The organism is Lysobacter sp. 5GHs7-4 (assembly GCF_021284765.1).
GTDB lineage: Bacteria > Pseudomonadota > Gammaproteobacteria > Xanthomonadales > Xanthomonadaceae > Lysobacter.
This window is the reverse complement of sequence record NZ_CP089924.1, coordinates 3505088-3525275: the sequence shown is the minus strand read 5'-3', so window position 1 is coordinate 3525275 and position 20188 is coordinate 3505088. Positions and strand designations below refer to the sequence as shown.

Below are 20188 nucleotides of genomic sequence, written 5' to 3'. Positions count from 1 at the left end.
GCGCTGCACCCGGGTAGGGGCGGAACACCACCAATCTTCGGCGTATGGCGCATGGCGCCCGCCGACACTCGCCACGAATTCCACGTCTTCCAAGCTCACGAGGCCATCGTAATGACCCATCCGAATAGCGTCCGGTTGTCCAAGCTCACGCTTGGTCTGCTCGCCGTTCTCGCCACCGCGCCCGTATTCGCGCAGAGCACGTCCGCCGGCGTCGCCGGTCGCGTGGTCGGCGCAGATGGTCAACCCGTCGTGGGCGCCGAAGTCACGATCACCCACACCGAATCGGGCACCGTCAGCCGCGCCACCACCGATGCCGACGGCCGCTACAACGCGCGCGGTCTGCGCGTCGGCGGTCCGTACGTCATCACCACCAGCAAGGAAGGCGCCGGCACGGGCTCGCAGGACGGCGTGTTCCTGAACCTCGACAAGGTCAACAACGTCGACGTGTCCTTGAACAACTCGGTCACCACGCTGGAATCGGTGCAGGCCGTTTCCTACGGCGGCTCGGAAGTGTTCAGCGCGACCAAGATGGGCGCCGGCTCCAACGTGACCCGCCAGCAGCTGGAATCGTTCCCGTCGATCAACCGCAACCTGCAGGACTACGTCCGCCTCGACCCGCGCGTGACGCAGACCGACAAGTCGCGTAACGAAATCTCGGTCGGCGGCCAGAACCCGCGCTACAACGTGGTCCGCGTCGACGGCATCAGCACCGCCGACTCCTTCGGCCTGGAATCCAACAGCCTGCCGACCCCGCGCCAGCCGTTCTCGATGGACACCATCGACGAAGTGGCGGTCGACGTCGCCAACTACGACGTCACCATCTCCGGCGGCACCGGCGGCGTGATCAACGCCGTGACCAAGTCGGGCACCAACGAGTTCCACGGCTCGCTCTACGGCATCTACCGCGACGGCGACTGGTCGGGCAAGAACCGCAACAACACCCGTCCGAAGCTGTTCGACAACGAGACCACCTACGGTGCGACCTTCGGCGGTCCGCTGATCAAGGACAAGCTGTTCTTCTTCGCCAACTACGAGAACTACAAGGGCAAGGGCCTGTTCACCGGTAACTCCGGTTTCGGTCCGCGCGACTCGGGCGAGGCCAACATCGTCAACATCACCCAGGCGCAGATCGATGAAGTCATCCGCCTCGCCGGCCTCAAGGGCTTCAATCCGGGCACGCTGGCCAAGCCGGCGCTGAACTCGGAAGCCGAAGAGTACGGCATCAAGATCGACTGGAACATCAACGACGCCCACCGCGCCAGCTTCCGCTACAGCAAGTCTGAGCAGAACACCGCCAACCTGCAGGGTTTCGGCAACACCACGCTTGCGCTGAACACCTACCACTACGTGCGCGACTTCGAGCTGGAGTCGTACACCGCGCAGCTGTTCAGCGACTGGACCGACAACTTCTCCACCGAAGCCAAGATCTCGTACCGCGACTACTCGGCCGTGCGCAATCCGCTGGCCGACCTGCCGGCGATCGCGATCCGCATCGGTTCGGCCACCCTGAACCTGGGTACCGAAGAGAACACCCACGCCAACGTGCTGGAGACCACCACGAAGAACGCGTTCTTCGCCGGTAACCTGTTCCTGGGCGACCACACCCTGAAGTTCGGTGTGGATTACGAAGAGAACGAGGTTTACAACCTGTTCGGCCGCCGTACCAACGGCGTCTACACCTTCGACTGCATCAACACGGCCAGCGGTCCGCTCGGTGCCGGCTGCGCCAAGTCGTTCGAGAGCGGTATCTCCAGCCGTTATCAGCTGTTCTATCCGCGCGGCGGCGACATCAACAACATGGCCGCTGAGTTCAAGCTCAAGAATCTGGGCCTGTTCGTGCAGGACAGCTGGGCGGTCAACAACAACCTGACCCTGACCTTCGGCCTGCGTTACGACGAGCCGATGGTCGATCAGAAGCCGACCTACAACGCCGCTGCGTCCACCGCGTTCGGCGTGCGCAACGACAACACCATCGACGGCAACGGCCTGCTGTCGCCGCGCTTCGGCTTCAACTACACCTTCGACAGCGAGCGCCCGACCCAGCTGCGCGGCGGTATCGGCCTGTTCCAGGGCTCGGCCGCGACCGTGTGGCTGGCCAACCCGTACGCCAACAACGGCGTGTCGTACACCGACTACTTCTTCTCCAACGGCATCACCCGCTTCGATCCGGATCCGGCCGACCAGCTGAACCAGTTCACCCCGGGTACCGGCGGTACGCAGTCGGTCGATTTCATCGATAAGGACCTGGGCCAGCCGTCGGTGTGGAAGGCCAACCTGGCATTCGATACCGAGCTGCCGTGGTGGGGCGTGGTCGGTGCGGCTGAGGTCGTGCTGACCTCGGTCAAGGAAGGCATCTACTACCAGCAGCTGAACCTCGGCAACCCGACCTACATCGGTCAGGACGGCCGCGCGATCTTCTGGAACAGCACCGGCGCCAACAACGGCCTGCGTCCGAACAGCTGGAATCAGCTGGGCGTGGGTACTGGTACGGATGCGCGTTCGGGCCGTAACCGCGGTTACAACGACGCGATCATCGCCCGTTCGACCAGCAAGGGCGAAAGCCAGCAGCTGACCCTGTCCTTGAACAAGCCGTTCAACGACAGCGACTGGTCCTGGTTGCTCGCTTACACCTACACCAACGCCAACGAAGTCAGCCCGCTGACCAGCTCGACCTCGGGCTCGCAGCTGGGCAACGTGGCGGTGTTCCAGTCCAACGAAGAGGTGTCGGCCACCTCCAGCTACGAGATCAAGAACCGCTTCACCGCGGCGATCAGCTGGAAGCACGCCTTCTTCGGCGACTACAACACCAGCGTGTCGATGTTCTACGAAGGCCGTTCGGGTCGCCCGTACAGCTACACCTTCGACAACGACGCTAACGGCGACGGCCGCGCCAACGACCTGCTGTACATCCCGAAGGATCTGACCGACGTGGTGTTCGGCAGCGCCGCCGAGGCCGCTGGCTTCTGGGCCTTCGTCAACTCGAACGACTACCTCAAGCAGCACCTGGGCGAAGTCGCCGAGCGCAACGCCGCGCGCGGCCGCTGGGTCAACCAGTTCGATATGCGCATCTCGCAGGAGATCCCGGGCTTCATGGAAGGCCACAAGGCCGAAATCGCCCTGGACATCCTCAACGTCGGCAACCTGCTCAACAAGAAGTGGGGCAGCGTCGAGGAAATGGGCTTCCCGGGCTACCGCGGCATCGTCGAGTACGGCGGCATCTGCGGCGCCGGCGGCGCTCCGCTGACCGGCACCTGCGTCGGCAATGCCGGCAAGTACGTGTACCGCTACAACGGTCCGGACGCGCTGAACATCTACGACGACAAGGGCATCTCCCGTTGGGCCGCCCAGGTGAGCTTCCGCTACAAGTTCTAAGCGGAAACCCGCCATTGCGACACCAGGAAACGGCCGGGGAAACCCGGCCGTTTTCTTTTATGGGGACCCCTGCGCTAGAGTCACTGTCCAAAATCGACGATGAACACCCAAGAGAAGGCACGCATGACCGCAACCATCACCACCGCCCTGCCGACGGTGAACGCACGTATCTATCCCAAGGGCGGGCTGGACGTCCTGTCCCGCGACGAGGTCGCGCGTCTGCGCGACGCCTCCACCGGCATGCACGACCTGCTGCGCCGCTGCGCGCTGGCCGTGCTGACCAGCGGCAGCGCCTCCGACGATCCGCGCGCGGCGCGGGAGCTGTATCCGGACTTCGACATCCAGGTCCATCAGCAGGACCGCGGCGTGCGCATCGATCTGGCGCACGCGCCGGCCATGGCCTTCGTCGACGGCGAGATCATCCGCGGTGTGGCCGAGCTGCTGTTCGCGGTGGTCCGCGACCTGGCCTACACGGCGATCGAGCTGGCGGCCGACGGCGGCCGCGACCTCAAGAGCAGCGACGGCATCACCGACGCGGTGTTCGGCCTGCTGCGCAACGCGCGCATCCTGCATCCGGCCGATCCCAACCTGGTGGTCTGCTGGGGCGGCCATTCGATCTCGCGCGACGAGTACATCTACACCAAGCAAGTAGGCTACGAGCTGGGCCTGCGCGGCTTGGACATCTGCACGGGCTGCGGCCCGGGCGCGATGAAGGGGCCGATGAAGGGCGCCACCATCGCCCACGCCAAGCAGCGCAAGCGCCGCATGCGCTACATCGGCATCACCGAGCCGGGCATCATCGCGGCCGAGTCGCCGAACCCGATCGTGAATCACCTGGTGATCATGCCGGACATCGAAAAGCGCCTGGAGGCCTTCGTGCGCCTGGGCCACGGCATCATCGTGTTCCCGGGCGGCGTCGGCACGGCCGAGGAGATCCTGTACCTGCTGGGCATCCTGCTGCGCGAGGAGAACGCGCATCTGCCGTTCCCGCTGATCCTGACCGGCCCGACCGCGTCGGCGCCGTATTTCGAGCAGATCGACCGCTTCCTGCGCCTCACCCTGGGCGAGGCGGCGACTTCGCGCTACGAGATCATCGTCGGCGACCCGGAAGCGGTGGCCAAGCGCATGTCGCAGGGCATCCGCAAGGTGCGCGAGCACCGCATCGCGCAGAAGGACTCGTTCTACTTCAACTGGTCGATCGACATCCCGGTCGAGTTCCAGCGCCCGTTCGTGCCCACGCACGAGGCGATGGCGGGGCTGGACCTGCACCACGGCCGCAAGCCGCACGAACTGGCGGCCGATCTGCGGCGCGCGTTCTCGGGCATCGTCGCCGGCAACGTGAAGGAAGACGGCATGCGCCGCATCGAGGAGTTCGGCCCGTTCGAGATCCACGGCGACGCCGACATGATGCAGTCGCTGGACGCGCTGCTGCGCGCGTTCGTCGAACAGCGCCGCATGAAGATCGCCGGCGAGTACCGGCCCTGCTATCGGGTCGTGACCTGAGGCAAGGGCAGCGACGGCCCGGTGCGATGCATCGGGCCGTTGCCGTTTAAGCCCCGTTGCCACGTGCGCGCGGGGCAGGGCGGACGCATCCGGCAAACCGTGTTGTGCCCGCAGTACATGGGCGGCACCGGTCGTTCCGCCGCCGCCGCCGCCGTTCGTGCGTGCGGCATTCTCAAGGCGCCATGAGGCGCTAACATTGCGCGAAGTCGGCACGCCACATGTGCCAGCATGATTTGTGTTTCGCAGCCACTCGCTAAGGGCGCGTGTTGTCCGCGTGCCACATTCGCGCCCTCCCCAGTCGACGGCGACCAACGGCAGCGAGCCGCGCATTTCGGGCATCGTGCCGCGACGCTTCGGATTCAGGTCGCATTTGTGCGCCGTTCGTCGTCACAAATTGACGCCGCCTGGCACGCCCATACCCACCGCTCGACCGCCTGTCCGGTCAAGACTTGCTACTTAAAAGCGCTCCTTTAGCATCGTTTTTGTGAATGCTGGGGAGAGAGCATGTCCAAGATAAGTGCCAATCGGGGCTTCACCCTGATGGAATTGATGATTGCGATCGCCGTCCTCGGCGTGTTGCTGGCCTTGGCGTGGCCGTCCTTCACCGAGGCCTTGAACAACAACCGTCTGGCCACGGCGTCCAATTCGATGATCGCCGGCGTCAATCTGGCCCGCAGCGAGGCCATGCGCAGCAACCGCGCCGGCGGCGTCTGCCCCAGTGCCGACGGCGCCACCTGCGGCAACAACTGGAGCGCCGGCTGGCTGGTCTGGAACGACGCCAACGTCGACGGCGCCAAGGCCGCCGACGAACCGGCGATCCGCTACTTCCAGGGCAATCCGGCGCAGGTGGCCCTGGCCTCGGCCGGCGCCGCGGTGCCGGTGATCGTCTTCGACCGCCGCGGCCGCATGACCGCGCCGGCGGCGAACGCCATCTTCACCTCGCACTCCGTGGACTGCGCCGCCGGTGCGGCCAACAAGCAGCGCCGCCTGACGGTCAGCCGTGCGGGCCAGGTGCGCATCCAGAAGGAAAGCTGCTCATGATCCGGTCCCTCTCGCGCGCCCGGGCGCCGTCGCGGCGCGCCGTCGGCGGTTTCTCCCTGATCGAGGTGCTGATCGCACTGTTGGTGCTGGCCTTCGGCCTGCTCGGCCTGGCCTTCCTGCAGACGCTCAACATCCGCTACACCCAGAGCGCCAACCACCGCACCACCGCGGTCAACCTGTCGCATCAGGTCATCGACATGATGCGCAGCAACCGCGTGGTCTCGCGCCAGTACACGGCGCTGACCTTCAACAGCTTCCCGACCGCGCCGGCCACCGGCGGCTGCGGCCGCGGCGCGGCGATCGACTTCAACGCCAACATGAACGTGTGGCGCTGCGAAGTCAGCTCCAGCCTGCCGGGCGGGCAGGGGCAGGTGGTGTTCAACGGCGACCTGGTGACCGTGACCCTGCGCTGGGCCGACGACCTCAGCCAGGCCGCCCTGGGCCAGGCCCAATCGACTTACGTGGTGACCACACGGCTATGACTCGTCAATCGCATATTTCCGAGCGCTCCCAGCAGGGTCTGTCGCTGGTCGAGCTGATGGTCGCGCTGGCGATCGGCATGATCCTGATGCTGGGCCTGGTGCAGGTGATGTCGGCCTCGCGCTCGGCCTACCGCCTGGCCGAGGGCATCGGCCGCGCGCAGGAGAACGCGCGCTTCGCCATGGATTCGCTGGAACGCGACCTGCGCATGGCCGGGCACCTGGGCTGCGTCAACGACACCGCGCTGCTGCAGGCGGCGGTGCCGGCCGAGGAAGGCCTGAACCTGCTGTTCCTGAATCAGGCCGACCGCATCGCCGGAAACTTCCAGAACGCGCCCTACATGCTGCGCTTCGACGTCGGCATGCAGGGGTTCGAGGCGGTCAGCACCTCGCCGGGTGACACCATCAACCTCGCCACCGGCGCGCCGGTGCTGGGCAACGTGAACCAGTGGAATCCGGCGCTGCCGGCCGAGATCGGCGGTCTGCAGCCGGTGGCGGGCAGCGACATCCTGGTGCTGCGCTATTTCTGGCCGATCGGCACGGCCATGACCAACTTCACCGGCGGCGATCCGACCAGCACGGTCACGCCGGCGACCACCGACGTCACCACCGGCGGCTCCGGTCTGTTCGGTATCGGCGACTGCCGGCGCGCCAGCGTGTTTGCCGGCGCGGTGAACCCCGGCACCGGCGCCATCACCGTGAACTCGGCGGCCGACCCGCTGAACCGCTCCAACTTCATGGGCGATCGCGACTTCTACGACGCCACCAAGTCGACCTTGTACCGCGCCGAAGTCGTGGTCTATTTCGTCGGCATCGGCGCCGGCACCGGCAATACCGGCACCACCGGCCCCTCGCTGTATCGCGCGCGCTTCGTGCGCAATGCCGCCGGCGGCCTGGACGCGGCTGGCGCAGACCGCCGCGAAGAACTGGTCGAAGGCGTGGAATCGCTGCAGCTGCTGTACGGCCAGGACCGCGTCGTGGCCGCCAACCAGCCGCCCAGCGGTTACGTCACCACCAGCTGGACCGCCAACCAGGTCGGCGGCGGCGTGGCCAATCCCAACGGCAACAACGCCGCGCTGTGGCGCCGCATCGGCACGGTCCAGGTCGGCCTGGTGATGCGCAGTTCCGAGGGCGCCGTGTCGGCGCAGATGGACCCGGCGGTGCAGCGCATGTCGGTGCTGGGCACGCTGGTGACCCCGCAGAACGACGGCTTCTACCGCACCGTCTACGAAACCACCGTTGCCCAGCGCAACCGCCTGTTCGAAAACTGAGGACACAGGCCCATGACCCGTTCCGGATTCCACGGTCCGCGCAAGCAACGAGGCGCCGCCCTCTACGTCGCGCTGATCTTCCTGATCATCCTGGCCCTGCTCGGCATCACGGGCATGCAGGTGGCGACCATGCAGGAGCGCATGTCGGCCAACTATCTGGCCACCAACGTGGCGTTCCAGCGCGCCGAAGCGCTGGCGCGCGAAGGCGAGGCGCAGGCCAACGCATCGGCGCGCCGCGAGGACTGCGGCAATTTCGATCCGGCCGTCTTCGGCCAGCAGGCCGCGATCCAGCCGGCGGGTTCTCCGGAAACGCCGGTGCGCGTGCGCAACATCGACCAATGCATCGGCGGCGGTCAGTTGAACATCGGCGAGTTCCCGGCCAGCGAGAAGGTGTTCCAGCCTTTCCGCATCACCGCCTATCGCGGCGACCGCGCCTCCGAACCGTCGTCCGACGCCGTCGTCGACACCATTTTCATCGGCCGTTGAGGGCCCAGGCCATGAACGCGAACCGCATCCTTCTTACCGTCGCCGCGACCGGCTTGGTCGTGCTCGGCATCCGCACGCCGTTCCTGAGCGCCAACACCACCACTCAGGGTGCCGGCACGCTCGCCCAGGCGCCGTTGAACCTGGGCGGCGACGGCGTGCCGCCGGCCTTCATGATGGCGGTGGACGACTCGGGCTCGATGACGTTCCAGACCATGTTCCCGGGTCAGGACGGCGAGGTCTGTTTCGGCCGCGACAGCAGCAGCGAGCCCTACGGCCTGTTCTACACCACCGGCGCCAATGCCGGTAAGCCGCGCACCGACGGCGGCTGCGACCACTTCTATCTGTTGCCCGGCCCGCGCGCGGGCGGCGGCTTCCTTGGCCTGCCGCCGCTGGATTCGCTGGGCGCGGCGCGTTCGCCGGACTACAACCCCTCGTTCTACGACCCGAACGTCAAGTACGAAGCCTGGCTGACCTCGTCGATGCCGCCGACCAAGGTGCCGTACGACTACAGCGTGGCCAACCCGAACGGCAACGCCTCGGTCGCGGCCACCAAGATCGACCCGCGCAACACCGGCACGGTCAACCTGGCGGCCAACCGCTACACCACGGCCGAAATCTTCACGATGCGCAACGGCATGTTCATGCCGGCCGGCACCAACTATCAGATCGTCAACGGCAACTCCTTCACCGTGGGCACCGGCGGCCAGACCTGGAACGGCGGCACCACCACCGTGTACATGCAGTACTACCCGGCGACCTTCTACTTGAAGACGACCACGCCGGCGGCCGAGCAGCCGGTGGGTTACAAGACCGACGCCACGTCGCGCCCGGTGATTTCCAACGCCTGCGGCACCGGCTGCAACCTGTGGAAGTACACCATCGCCGCGGGCAACTTCGACACCACCGCGAACTTCAACGCGCAGCTGCAGAACTTCGCCAACTGGTTCAGCTATTACGGCAACCGCAACCGCGCGATGGTGGCGGGCATGAGCCGTTCGCTGGCCGACATCAAGGACATGCGCGTCGGCTTCTTCCCGATCAACTCCAACGGCAGCTTCAACGACCCGATCGGCAACGCCAACGAACGCGTCTACATGCAGGACATGAGCGTGCAGGCCCGTCGCGACGACCTGTATACCAACGGCGTGTTCGCGCTCGGCGCCAGCGGCGGCACGCCGAACCGCCAGGCGGTCAGCGCGGCGGCCAGCCAGTTCCGGCGTACCGACGCGGTCGCCGACGGCAAGGGCGGCGCTCCGGTCCAGCGCGTTTGCCAGAAGAACGCGGTGATGCTGTTCACCGACGGCTACAGCAACGGCGGCACCATCACCACCGGCAACATCGACGGCAACATGGGCGCGCCGTTCGCCGACAGCAACTCCGACACCATGGCCGACATCGTCAGCCAGTACTACCTCGGCACCGAGGCCGGCGGCGTGGTGCCGCTGCGCACCGACGGCAACTTCGCACTCGGCGCCAACGGCGGCCGCGTGCCGGTGCCCGACGAGTGCAAGAACGCCTCGCCCAGCAAGAAGCTGGATTGCGAACGCCGCCTGCACATCAATTTCTACGGCATCACCCTGGGCGCGCGCGGCACCATCTTCAATCCCGACGTCGCGCAGGATCCGTTCGTGACCAATCCGGCCTGGCCCGGCTGGCAGAACGACAACCCGACCACCGTCGACGATATCTGGCACGCCTCGGTCAACACCCGTGGCGAGTACATCAACGCCCGCACGCCGGCCGACATCACCGCCGCCATGCGCCGCGTGCTGGCCTCGGTCGCCGGCGGCGCCAGCCCGTCGGGCAGCACCGGCCTGAGCGGCGCGCGCATCTCGGCCAATTCGCTGTCGGTGGTGCCGTTCTACGAATCCAAGAACAACAACACCGACTGGTACAGCCGCCTCAACGGCTCTTCGGTGAGCGTGAACGCCGCCGGCCAGATCGTCTTCACCGCCAAGTGGGAGGCCAGCGCGCAGCTGGCGCGTACCGGCCGCAACCTGCTGTTCGGTACGACCACCGGCGGCGCGATCAAGCCGGTGGTGAAGTCGTTCTCGTCCGGCAATCTAGGCGACGTGTTCACGACCCTGTGTTCGGACACGCTGGCGACCTGCACCAAGGCGGCGGTGACCACGCTGGGCGTGAGCGAATCCGAAGCCGTGGCCTACCTGGCCGGCCAGGACACGGGCGAGAAGAAGAACGGCGGCAAGCTGCGCGACCGCACCACCCGCCTGGGCGACATCATCAATTCGTCGCCGGTGGTGTCGTCGGGTTTCGACAACTACGGCTACACCACGCTGCGCGGCAACAACGCCACCGACTACGACCCGTACAACTACGAAGCCTACCTGACGGCGAAGAAGACCCGCCTGCCGATGGTCTACGTCGGCGCCAACGACGGCATGCTGCACGGCATCCGTGGCGACGACGGCGGCGAGTCGTTCGGCTACATCCCGTCGACCTCCGTCAGTCACATGGGCAACCTGCTGTTCCCGTACGACCCGGACCGCAAGGGCGATCAGATCTTCCAGCACCGCTACTTTGTCGACGGCCCGGTCACCGTGTCCGACGCCTACAGCGGCACCGGCTGGTCCACCGTCCTGGTCGGCGCCTCAGGCGCGGGCGGACGCAGCGTGTTCGGCCTCAACGTGACCGATCCCAGCCTGTTCAACTCCGGCAGCGTGCTGTGGGAGGTCAACGACAAGGTCACCGGCACCACCGGCCAACGCATCGGTCACGTGCTGGGCAAGCCGCTGGTCGTGCCGGTGCGCACCTCGGCCGGCACCCGCTGGAAGGCGATCTTCGGCAACGGCTACGGCAGCATCAGCGGCAAGGCGTCGCTGTTCGTGGTCGACGTGCTCGACGGTACCGTGGTCACCATCGAAGTCGCCGAAGCCGCCGGCACCGGCGTGCCCACCGATCCCAACGGCATGGGCAACGTGATGGCGCTGGACCGTTACGTCTACGACGCGGCCGGTGGCGGCACCTTCACCGCCGGCAGCGACGGCTACGTCGACACCGTCTACGGCGGCGATCTGCACGGCAACATCTGGAAGTTCGACCTGCGCACCAACACGGTCGCGTTCGGCGCCGACAAGCCCTTCTTCACCGCCAAGGACGCCAACGGCAAGCGCCAGCCCATCACCGGCGGCCTCAACGCCGTGGCTGGTCCGTCCAGCGGCGTGATGATCCTGTTCGGTACCGGTGCTTATTCCTTCGGTGGCGACTCCGACAACAAGGACATGCAGTCGGTCTACGGCGTGGTCGACAACGGCACCCGCGTCACCGCGGCGCGCGCCACCGCGCTGGTCCAGCAGGTGCTCAGCAACGACACCAACGACGGCATCCGCGAGGTCACGCAGAACTCGGTGAACTTCCTGACCAAGTCCGGCTGGTTCCTGGACCTGGCGGTGAAGACCGGCGCGGCGGCGCCCGTGCAGACCGGCGAGCGCATGGTCGGACGTCCGCGCATCCAGGACGGCACCTTCTTCTTCCCGACCTTCGAACCTATCGTTTCCAGCAGCGCCAACGCGGCCGAGACCGGCTGCGCGGCGGGCGGCACCAACTGGCTCTATGGCCTGAGCGCACTCAGCGGCAGCGCCTACATGAGCAGCGTGCGGCCTGGGTCGCCCACGGCCGATCCGATGTCCGGCAACTCCGGCGCCTTGAAGCTGGACGCCGACACCAGCGGTCCGATCACCGACGTGAACATCTTCAGCCCGCCGCCGCCGCCGGATCTGCCGGCCAACGCGACCGCCGCGGAGATCGCTGCGCGTCTGGGCATGCCGGCTTGTTCGCGCATCGTCCAGGCCGCCGGTGGCCCGCCGCTGTACAAGTGGGGCATGTGCGGACGTCAGTCGTGGCGTCAGGTCCGTTAACGCAATCAGGAAGCGCGCAGACATGAATCGTTCCAACGCCATCCGAGGCTTCACCCTGATCGAGCTGATGATCGCGATCGCGATCGTCGGCATCCTGGTCGCCGTCGCCGTCCCCGCGTACCAGGACAGCGTGCGCAAGGCCCGTCGCGGCCAGGCCAAGGCCGATCTGGTCGAGATCGCCCAGCTCGCCGAGCGTTTCCGCACGGTCAACAGTACCTACGTGGGCTTCGCGCTCCCGGCCGGCATGAACGTCTCGCCGCGCCAGGGCACCGCGTACTACAACATCGCCATCGCCAACCAGACCGTCAACACCTTCACTCTGACGGCCACGCCGCAAGGGCCGCAGACGCAGGACACCCTGTGCGGCAGCCTGGGGCTCAACGCCGCCGGCGTGAAAACGGCGGCGACTTCGGATATCGCGCGCTGCTGGTAAGGTCCAGGTAGACCGATACGCGAACAGGGCTGCGGGAAACCGCGGCCCTGTTTGTTTGTGGGGATGCGCCGAGCCGTGGTGCCCGGTTGAAACCGACGCGCCCGTCTTCTGAGAAGATGGGCAACATGGCGGCGATGGAGCGGGGGAGCATGGACAGCGATCAGGGGGGATGGGGCAGGGACGGCGGAGCCACGATGCGCTGTAGCTGCAAGGGCTTCGTCGCGCGTTTGGTCGCAGGCGCCCGAACCTCATGCTGACCGGCGTCGTTCTGGCCTTCGCCGGCGCGTCCTCGTCCTGGGCCGTGATCGATCCGCCGCAATCGGGCGTGGAATGGCACTGCACCAGCATGGTCCAGCGGCAGTGGAGCGCGCGCGTGAGCGGGGGCCAGTTGACGTTTACGCCGCACGAGTCCGGGGCCAAGATCCGCGACCTGGTGTGGGCGATCGGCAAGCGCGGTCAATTGGTCGGCCGCAACCACGGGCTGGCCGGCGGGTCGCTGGAGTGGGTCACCGATGCCGGGCGGCAGCGGCGCACGTTGCTGGACAGCAAGCCGGTCGCGTTCGCGCATCATCGCGGCGACATCTTCGTCGCGTCCGACCTGTCCGATCGCGCGGCCGGTGGCGGCGCCATCTACCGGCTGCGTGCGCGCGACACCGGTCAGTGGCAGATCGAGCAGGTGCTCAAGCTCGACGAGGCGCCGCTGGCCGGCTACACGCGCGGCGGCAGTCTGTATCTGGTGTCGGTGATGGGCGTGAACCGTCTGGACCTGCGCACGCTGCAGACCGCGCGCCTGCATCGCAACATGCAGTGGTGGCGGCTGATGCCGTCCAGCATCGTCGAACACCGCGGGCGCTGGTACATCGGCGCCGTGCGCGGCGTGATCCGGCTGACCCCGGACACCGAGGGTTATCGCGAGCAATGGGTGGTGCCTGCGAGCTGCAAGACTTTCGCCGGCGATTGCGAGTGCGCGTCCTGAACACGCCGAGCTGCCGGCTCTGCGATCCGGCGCCTATCGTCGCGGCATCCTGAGCCGACGCAAAAATCGGGCGCAAAAAAAGACCCGCGATCGAAATCGCGGGTCTTTCAGTATTTGGCGCCCGAAGTTGGACTCGAACAATATGGCTGGACCAGTCTCCCAAAATAGAGACTGCATCAGCCAAGAAGTCCCGCTCTTTCTGCGGTTCCCCGTCGAATTTTGGCGGTATTTTTACACTCTCGTTCCGCCTTGAATATCAGATAGTCGGTGTGATCGACTACTCCGGCCGAAGGTGCGGCTAAGTTGGGGTCATACGGACATGAAGAAACTTTGGAAGGCGGCCGGAGTGGCCGTATTACTTGCGACGGTATTCAACGGCCCGGCTAGAGCCGGCGACGGCGGCGGCGACAACTGGGAACACGAAAATCCGATTGACGTGCCGGTGTTCGAGCTTGATCGACTCTACACAGCCCAAAACGGGATAACTAGGCAGACCACGATAACAATTGGCGATGGGAGCCAATTGATCAATGTGGTCTACGATGCTCCTACGGATCGGGTGTATGTGAGCAATTCGCTCGGCGAAGCTGATGCACCTCTCCAACAGGTCGCAATGGCATACGCGGGAAACAACATTCAAGCGGCAAATGCATTTGCGGACTCCGTGCGGGCGGCCGCAAACCGTCCTGGCGGTTGGGAGCGTGTAATCGGCCCCACCGAGTGGCGCCCTCCGAGCGGTGCCGGTGGCCCTTGCGAGTTGTCTCCGTGTGGTGCCGACTACTTCAAGCCCGACTACCAAGTGGGCGATTTCTCTCGCCAAATGGGCATTCGCGGCTTCGACTATCACGACAACTGGTACTCCCTGACTTACGACCCCGGAACAATCGCGCAAGATAAGCACTACTTCGAAGTATGGCGAAGGGGCGAATGCGACACCGCCAATGATGAGGACGTAGATGGCATGCTCGCAGTGGGCGGAATTATCGCTACATGCCCGCTAGCAGAGACTGGCTTGGGCGCAGTGGGCTGCGGGCTGGCTGTAGGGGCACTAATACGCTCCGGAGGCAGCGGCCACGACCAGCGACACAGGAATTGCAATCAGAGCTATCCTGGCCCGACGCGTTGGGGGTTCTAAGCTGCCATGCCGAGAGAGATTCTATTCGCCATCATGTATTGCCTCGCGATGCTCTCTGTCGCGCTGGCCCTCTACTTCATCAAGGACAAACGACAACGCATGATTGTGCTGACGCCGGTTGTCTTGGCGATCCTGCTTCACTTTTTGAAAGGCGTCCTGTACTGACTGAGTGCAGCCGTCTGCAGTAAGCACCTTACACGGACAGTTTGCCGGCGGTTTTTTTGGTGTGACGGTGGTCGGTGTTGTTGCACCTGTCGCAGGCAGTAGTGAGCTCATGCAGCGCCGCCGCAACTGCGGGCCAGCGCATGGGCTGAGGCCATAATCGACTTGGTACTGACCATCGCCGGCACTGGCGGTGATCGCGCTGCAGCGCCGTCGACCTGCTGCTAGCCAGCGCCGCGGATGGCGGCCGCTATCACCGCAGCCACAGCCGCTGCCGTGCATCGATCGGCTGCCGGCCAGCGGGGCCAGGCGCCTGCGCGAACAGCGAGCGCGAGGGCCGGCATCTTGTAGTCGCACGAGAGCCAATGAGGCAGGAGCGAGCTTTGGCTCAAAGTCGAGCTTGAGTGCAGCGATGTCTCGTCTCTTCGTTTGTGAGACGAATTTTACGTCGGACGTAAAATTAAAGGCCTACGCATTGCTGCGTAAGTCTTTGAATTTTGGCGCCCGAAGTTGGACTCGAACCAACGACCCCCTGATTAACAGTTCTAGCCGCTGAGCTTTAAAAGCAATAGGTTAGTGGGAGTGCTTTTCCCGCCATCTCCTATGGAATGCCTGGTGCGTCGTGGTCGGTGCTCAATTTTCCCGGCTCTTAAGATCGATGCGGGTGCTGCCGTTTGCCGCCCGGGTTGCTTTCGTACACCACTTTCCCATCGTGTCAGCGTTCGACCAGGAGCACGCGCTGAGGAACGCCTGAGTTGAACGAAATGTTAGGCGCACCCTACATGTCTCCTGGACCATGCATGATCATCATGCCGTCTCTGCCTGCCCGCGTGACGTCGGCAAGGCTGCTGCCCGCCAGCCCGGGAATTGGCAGTTGAATTGCATGGGATAGCATTGAGCCATAGCCATGGTCCGTGGGGCCATCGGAATCCGACAAGCCCATGCTCGCGACACCATGCACATAGATTCCCTCATGATCAAAGATCGGGCTGCCGCTCATGCCAGGTGGCAGCGGCAGAGATGCGGAAAAGCAAGGGCCGGGAGAGGGTGATGCGCGACTAATGGCGTTGTCTGCAAAGTGTTCCAGTATGACGCCTGTTGAAATGTTTAGCTGAAACGGAAGGTCGCAATGAACTTGATCCCCATCAATCTTGAGCTGGATGTGATCTTTCATCTCGCCGTAGCCAATAGCGGTAGCATTCTTTCCAATGACGGCTCCAAAACCTCGGATTCCCTTCTGAATTAGGGCCAAAGGCTGATACGGGACTCGCGCATCTGGTTGTCGGACTTTGCAAATGGCAATGTCCGCGTTTAGCTTGAGGTGCGAACGCCGGAAAGGAAGCGGAGAGTCGGTCTTTTCAGCTAGAAAGGTGGCCCACTCAAGGTGACGAAAGACATATCCACTAGCTTCCATGATGGGGTTCGTAGGGATCATCACCCCAAGTGTCACGGCATCTGATTGCCACGTGGAATTGGACACTTCTCGGGATGCTGCATAGTCACTCTCGATTGGGTCGGCGATCACGTGTGCTGCGGTAACGAGTAGCCCAGAGCAGCTAACGAAGAACCCTGTGCCGATGCACTTCATCCACGACAGATCGTTCGACATTGCGACTATGGGAACGACGCTCTGACCCAAGTAATACGAGATCGGGCCGAAGGAGGTTTGCCCTGCAAGGTGGACACCGTCCCTGACCCGTGAAAGGCCGAACTCTTGAGCGGTTACAGGATTTGCTTGAAGCGAACCTAATGCGACGATTTGCCATTTGGCTCCCGGCTCTCTAGGGCCGTATGTCGCTTTTAGAACTTCCACTATGCGTCTTGCTCCGTGTGTGCTCTATCGCCTGAACTATGCCGACCTGCGAAGCGAGTTGGGCTTGAGTAAATTGTTAGCGGTCACCCCGCGACCTGGCGTCCACTCTTGGTAATGCCTCCAACAACCACTGTGTCGTAGTAGTCATTGCCGCTATCCGACTCTTGATGGGGAATGACATCGGTTACGTAGCCAAACTCTTCGGCTTTGAGTATCAGTGCTGCGACAAGCTGAAAGTCGCGGAGGGCTGCCTCCGAATCACTGGATGGATCAAAGCTGGTCTGGCCTGCAACGACTTTTTGTAGGAATTGCTGCATATTCATGGTGTGAGCCCAAACTACCTAATAACTAGAGCCTGGTGTCCGGCCATACGGCTTATCCGCAGCGCGCCGTATGGGGCGCTATCCCTATGTTACTAATCGATCTTAGGACTGCCGGCTACTGCTAACAAGCTGGCATATAACCGGGCTCAGCGATCAGGCGATCTGAGGGCGGCAGCGAGTCATGTCCCGAATCTGGCAGTGGATCTCGACGAGGTTGCCAGATGCGTCCGTGAGTAAGGTTTCTACGCTGGCGGCCCAGCGTACGTCACTCCAGTTGCTCGCTGTGAAGTCATTGAGTCAAACCGAATTTTCCTGCCTGCAGGCAACAAAAAAGGCCTGCGAAGATCGCAAGCCTTTGATGTATCTGGCGCCCGAAGTTGGACTCGAACCAACGACCCCCTGATTAACAGTCAAGTGCTCTAACCGGCTGAGCTATTCGGGCGGGGACGCATATCCTAGGGGGAGCCTCCCGGAGGGTCAAGCCCTGGACGCGTGTTTGCGCACCTGTTTCACGGCGGCGGGCAGCGTGAGGGGTGTTTGGGCAGCGTGGTGCGCGCCCGGCCCGCGGCGTCGATGCGCAGGGCGCCGAGCAGGGCGTCGCCGCGGCAGGCCAGCAGCAGTTGGCCGCGGCCGGGATCATTGCTGCCGCGGCCGTAGCGCAGCAGTGGGCGGCCGTACGTGGAGCGCAGGCTGAGCGTGGGGCGCGCGAACACGACCTCACGCAGCGGCGCGTCGTCGTCGGGGCGGCGATCGCCGTCGCGGTCCACGAACACCAGCCAGCCCGATTCCCAGCGCCCGTTCGGACGGCAGCGGCCGTCCGCGGCGCGTGGGCACAGCACGACTTGAGTCCGCAGGGTCGCGGCCGCATCTCTGGCATAGGCGACGTCGGCGCCGAAGGAGTGCAGGGTGCTGGACAGCGTATGGCGCTCCGGTGCGTCCTCGATGAGCGGCGCACCCAGGCCGAGACCGCCGCTGAGCAGGCCCAGGCCGAGCAAATACTCCACTGCCGCATGGCCGCGCGCACGCCGCCGTTGTCCTGTGTTCATGTCGTCCGATTCCATTCGGGGGAGACGACAGCGTCGGCGCTGGGCCGTAGCGGAACCATCGGAAATGTCCGTCGGTTCGCGTAGGAAAACCGCCCGATCGCGCCGCGCGCAGTCTGGGTACACTTGAGGATCAACCGCAGCCGATGGCCATGAACGAACTCATTCATCCCGCTGGTTTCCAACTGGTCGCGCCGTATTCGCCGGCTGGCGACCAACCCCTCGCGATCGAACGGCTGGTCGCCGGATTCGACAACGGACTGGCGCAGCAGACCCTGTTGGGCGTGACCGGTTCGGGCAAGACCTACACCATCGCCAACGTGATCCAGTCGGTGCAGAAGCCGACCCTGGTGATGGCGCCGAACAAGACCCTGGCCGCGCAGCTGTACGGCGAGTTCAAGGCGTTCTTCCCGCACAACGCGGTCGAGTACTTCGTCAGCTACTACGACTACTACCAGCCCGAGGCCTACGTTCCCTCCAGCGACACCTTCATCGAGAAGGACAGCTCGGTGAACGAACACATCGAGCAGATGCGTTTGTCGGCGACCAAGGCGCTGCTGGAACGCCGCGACACCATCATCGTGTGCACGGTCTCGGCGATCTACGGCCTGGGCGATCCCAACGAATACTTCCGCATGGTGCTGCACATGGTGCGCGGCGAGCGCATCGACCAGCGCGAGCTGATCCGCCGCCTGACCGAGATGCAGTACGCGCGCAACGACACCGAACTGCGCCGCGGCACCTATCGGGTGCGCGGCGAGGTCATCGACGTGCATCCGGCCGAATCGGAGATGGAGGCGGTGCGGGTCGAACTGTTCGACGGCGAGATAGAAAACCTGACCGCGTTCGATCCGCTCACCGGCGAGAGCCTGCGCAAGCTGCCGCGTTTCACCATCTATCCCAAATCGCATTACGTGACCACGCGCCGCACCGTGCTGGACGCGATCGACGCGATCAAGGACGAGTTGCGGGTGCGCCTGGAGCAGCTGTACGCGCAGAACAAGCTGGTCGAGGCGCAGCGCCTGGCCCAGCGCACCCAGTTCGATCTGGAGATGCTGGCCGAAGTCGGCTACTGCAACGGCATCGAGAACTACTCGCGCCATCTGACCGGGCACATGCCCGGCGAGCCGCCGCCGTGTCTGTTCGACTATCTCGCTCCGGACGCGCTGCTGGTGGTGGACGAGTCGCACGTGACCGTGCCGCAGATCGGCGCGATGTACAAAGGCGACCGTTCGCGCAAGGAAACCCTGGTCGAATTCGGTTTCCGCCTGCCGTCGGCGCTGGACAACCGGCCGCTGAAGTTCGAGGAATGGGAAGGCCGTTCGCCGCGCGCGATCTTCGTCTCGGCCACGCCCGGCCCTTACGAGTTGAACAAGTCCGAAGGCCAGATCACCGAACTGGTGGTGCGCCCGACCGGCCTGATCGATCCGGTGGTGGAGATCCGCCCGGTCGGCACCCAGGTCGACGACGTGCTGAGCGAGATCAACGAGCGCGTCGCCTTGGGCGACCGCGTGCTGATCACCACCCTGACCAAGCGCATGGCCGAGAATCTCACCGAGTACCTGGGCGAGCACGGCGTGCGCGTGCGCTACCTGCATTCGGACGTGGACACGGTGGAGCGCGTGGAGATCATCCGCGACCTGCGCCTGGGCAAGTTCGACGTGCTGGTGGGCATCAACCTGCTGCGCGAGGGCCTGGACATGCCGGAGGTGTCGCTGGTGGCGATTCTGGACGCGGACAAGGAGGGTTTCCTGCGTTCGACCGGTTCGCTGATCCAGACCATCGGCCGCGCCGCGCGCAACGTGCGCGGCAAGGCGATCCTGTACGCCGACAAGATCACCCGTTCGATGCAGGCGGCGATCGACGAGACCGACCGCCGCCGCGCGCGCCAGGTCGAGTACAACGCCGAGCACGGCATCACCCCGAAATCGGTGGCCAAGGCGGTGGTGGACCTGTTCGAGGGCGCGCGCGCCGATCCGTCGGAGACCGCGCGCGGGCGCGGCAAGACGCGCAAGGTCGCCGACACCCTGGCCGACTACGCCGCGCTCAGCCCGGCCCAGTTCTCGGCCAAGATCAAGGCGCTGGAGCAGCAGATGTACCAGCACGCGCGCGACCTGGAGTTCGAGGAGGCCGCGGCGGTGCGCGACCAGCTGCGCAAGCTCAAGGACGCGGGTTTCGCGGCCTGAGCGCGGCGCGCGGGGCGGTGCGCCCGCGGTGCCGCCGGGCGCGCGTTCGGCGCTTGTCGGCCGCGCGCCGCTGGGCTACACTGCGCGCCC

At 64.9% G+C, this 20188-nt stretch carries 15 protein-coding genes and 1 tRNA gene; 12 read left to right on the top strand and 4 right to left on the bottom strand.

Translation table 11 applies throughout. The features are described 5' to 3' along the window. The first annotated feature begins 111 nt into the window (after positions 1-111). The 11 genes from LVB77_RS15965 to LVB77_RS15915 all read left to right on the top strand — a co-directional run bounded on the left by LVB77_RS15965 (position 112) and on the right by LVB77_RS15915 (position 14736). On the top strand, positions 112-3372 hold the full coding sequence (locus LVB77_RS15965; RefSeq protein ID WP_232907066.1) for a TonB-dependent receptor: 3261 nt from the start codon (positions 112-114) through the stop codon (positions 3370-3372). A 123-nt stretch (positions 3373-3495) separates the two neighbouring features. Beyond that, positions 3496-4875 carry a nucleotide 5'-monophosphate nucleosidase PpnN gene (ppnN, locus tag LVB77_RS15960; protein ID WP_232907065.1) on the top strand — a complete coding sequence of 460 codons (1380 nt, stop codon included), beginning with the start codon at positions 3496-3498 and terminating at the stop codon, positions 4873-4875. 504 nt (positions 4876-5379) lie between these two features. Then, positions 5380-5916, top strand: a complete 537-nt coding sequence (locus LVB77_RS15955; RefSeq protein WP_232907064.1) for a GspH/FimT family pseudopilin — start codon at positions 5380-5382, stop codon at positions 5914-5916. Next, entirely contained in the window at positions 5916-6398 is a 483-nt protein-coding gene (pilV, locus tag LVB77_RS15950) for a type IV pilus modification protein PilV (RefSeq protein ID WP_343226238.1), read from the top strand. Before LVB77_RS15955 ends, pilV begins: the two co-directional genes overlap by 1 nt. After that, positions 6395-7666, top strand: coding sequence for a PilW family protein (locus tag LVB77_RS15945; protein ID WP_232907062.1), 1272 nt, complete (start codon positions 6395-6397; stop codon positions 7664-7666). The genes pilV and LVB77_RS15945 overlap by 4 nt, the downstream gene beginning before the upstream one ends. A 12-nt stretch (positions 7667-7678) precedes the next feature. Further along, positions 7679-8152 (top strand): PilX N-terminal domain-containing pilus assembly protein, encoded by a 474-nt coding sequence (locus LVB77_RS15940; protein ID WP_232907061.1) that lies wholly within the window; start codon positions 7679-7681, stop codon positions 8150-8152. Positions 8153-8163: 11 nt separating this feature from the next. Further along, positions 8164-12027 (top strand): PilC/PilY family type IV pilus protein, encoded by a 3864-nt coding sequence (locus LVB77_RS15935; RefSeq protein WP_232907060.1) that lies wholly within the window; start codon positions 8164-8166, stop codon positions 12025-12027. Positions 12028-12049: 22 nt separating this feature from the next. Further along, the gene (locus LVB77_RS15930; RefSeq protein ID WP_232907059.1) at positions 12050-12460 is read left to right on the top strand and encodes a type IV pilin protein; all 411 of its coding nucleotides are present in this window, start codon (positions 12050-12052) and stop codon (positions 12458-12460) included. A 250-nt stretch (positions 12461-12710) separates the two neighbouring features. Further along, positions 12711-13436 carry a hypothetical protein gene (locus tag LVB77_RS15925; RefSeq protein ID WP_232907058.1) on the top strand — a complete coding sequence of 242 codons (726 nt, stop codon included), beginning with the start codon at positions 12711-12713 and terminating at the stop codon, positions 13434-13436. A 319-nt stretch (positions 13437-13755) separates the two neighbouring features. Continuing rightward, positions 13756-14571 carry a hypothetical protein gene (locus LVB77_RS15920; RefSeq protein WP_232907057.1) on the top strand — a complete coding sequence of 272 codons (816 nt, stop codon included), beginning with the start codon at positions 13756-13758 and terminating at the stop codon, positions 14569-14571. A 6-nt stretch (positions 14572-14577) separates the two neighbouring features. Further along, complete coding sequence (locus LVB77_RS15915; RefSeq protein WP_232907056.1) at positions 14578-14736, top strand: hypothetical protein; 159 nt, start codon at positions 14578-14580, stop codon at positions 14734-14736. 775 nt (positions 14737-15511) lie between these two features. Here LVB77_RS15915 and LVB77_RS15910 read toward each other — a convergent pair. The 4 genes from LVB77_RS15910 to LVB77_RS15895 all read right to left on the bottom strand — a co-directional run bounded on the left by LVB77_RS15910 (position 15512) and on the right by LVB77_RS15895 (position 17915). Further along, entirely contained in the window at positions 15512-16342 is an 831-nt protein-coding gene (locus tag LVB77_RS15910) for a serine protease (protein WP_232907055.1), read from the bottom strand. A 287-nt stretch (positions 16343-16629) separates the two neighbouring features. Beyond that, positions 16630-16869, bottom strand: coding sequence for a hypothetical protein (locus LVB77_RS15905; RefSeq protein ID WP_232907054.1), 240 nt, complete (start codon positions 16867-16869; stop codon positions 16630-16632). A gap of 365 nt (positions 16870-17234) precedes the next feature. Further along, positions 17235-17311, bottom strand: a tRNA-Asn gene (locus LVB77_RS15900). A 67-nt stretch (positions 17312-17378) separates the two neighbouring features. Continuing rightward, on the bottom strand, positions 17379-17915 hold the full coding sequence (locus LVB77_RS15895) for a GspH/FimT family pseudopilin (RefSeq protein WP_232907053.1): 537 nt from the start codon (positions 17913-17915) through the stop codon (positions 17379-17381). Positions 17916-18064: 149 nt separating this feature from the next. On the opposite strand from LVB77_RS15895, the gene uvrB reads away from it, so the two are divergent. Continuing rightward, complete coding sequence (gene uvrB / locus LVB77_RS15890; RefSeq protein WP_232907052.1) at positions 18065-20098, top strand: excinuclease ABC subunit UvrB; 2034 nt, start codon at positions 18065-18067, stop codon at positions 20096-20098. Positions 20099-20188: the final 90 nt, after the last annotated feature.

Excerpts from the sequence above, each read along its gene's own strand:
- LVB77_RS15905 (WP_232907054.1), bottom strand. The coding sequence starts at position 16,869 with ATGAATATGCAGCAATTCCTACAAAAAGTCGTTGCAGGCCAGACCAGC.
- LVB77_RS15935 (WP_232907060.1), top strand. The coding sequence starts at position 8,164 with ATGAACGCGAACCGCATCCTTCTTACCGTCGCCGCGACCGGCTTGGTC.
- ppnN (WP_232907065.1), top strand. The coding sequence starts at position 3,496 with ATGACCGCAACCATCACCACCGCCCTGCCGACGGTGAACGCACGTATC.
- LVB77_RS15920 (WP_232907057.1), top strand. The coding sequence starts at position 13,756 with ATGAAGAAACTTTGGAAGGCGGCCGGAGTGGCCGTATTACTTGCGACG.
- LVB77_RS15955 (WP_232907064.1), top strand. The coding sequence starts at position 5,380 with ATGTCCAAGATAAGTGCCAATCGGGGCTTCACCCTGATGGAATTGATG.
- LVB77_RS15945 (WP_232907062.1), top strand. The coding sequence starts at position 6,395 with ATGACTCGTCAATCGCATATTTCCGAGCGCTCCCAGCAGGGTCTGTCG.
- LVB77_RS15930 (WP_232907059.1), top strand. The coding sequence starts at position 12,050 with ATGAATCGTTCCAACGCCATCCGAGGCTTCACCCTGATCGAGCTGATG.
- LVB77_RS15910 (WP_232907055.1), bottom strand. The coding sequence starts at position 16,342 with ATGTCGAACGATCTGTCGTGGATGAAGTGCATCGGCACAGGGTTCTTC.
- LVB77_RS15965 (WP_232907066.1), top strand. The coding sequence starts at position 112 with ATGACCCATCCGAATAGCGTCCGGTTGTCCAAGCTCACGCTTGGTCTG.
- LVB77_RS15895 (WP_232907053.1), bottom strand. The coding sequence starts at position 17,915 with ATGAACACAGGACAACGGCGGCGTGCGCGCGGCCATGCGGCAGTGGAG.
- LVB77_RS15940 (WP_232907061.1), top strand. The coding sequence starts at position 7,679 with ATGACCCGTTCCGGATTCCACGGTCCGCGCAAGCAACGAGGCGCCGCC.
- LVB77_RS15925 (WP_232907058.1), top strand. The coding sequence starts at position 12,711 with ATGCTGACCGGCGTCGTTCTGGCCTTCGCCGGCGCGTCCTCGTCCTGG.
- uvrB (WP_232907052.1), top strand. The coding sequence starts at position 18,065 with ATGAACGAACTCATTCATCCCGCTGGTTTCCAACTGGTCGCGCCGTAT.
- LVB77_RS15915 (WP_232907056.1), top strand. The coding sequence starts at position 14,578 with ATGCCGAGAGAGATTCTATTCGCCATCATGTATTGCCTCGCGATGCTC.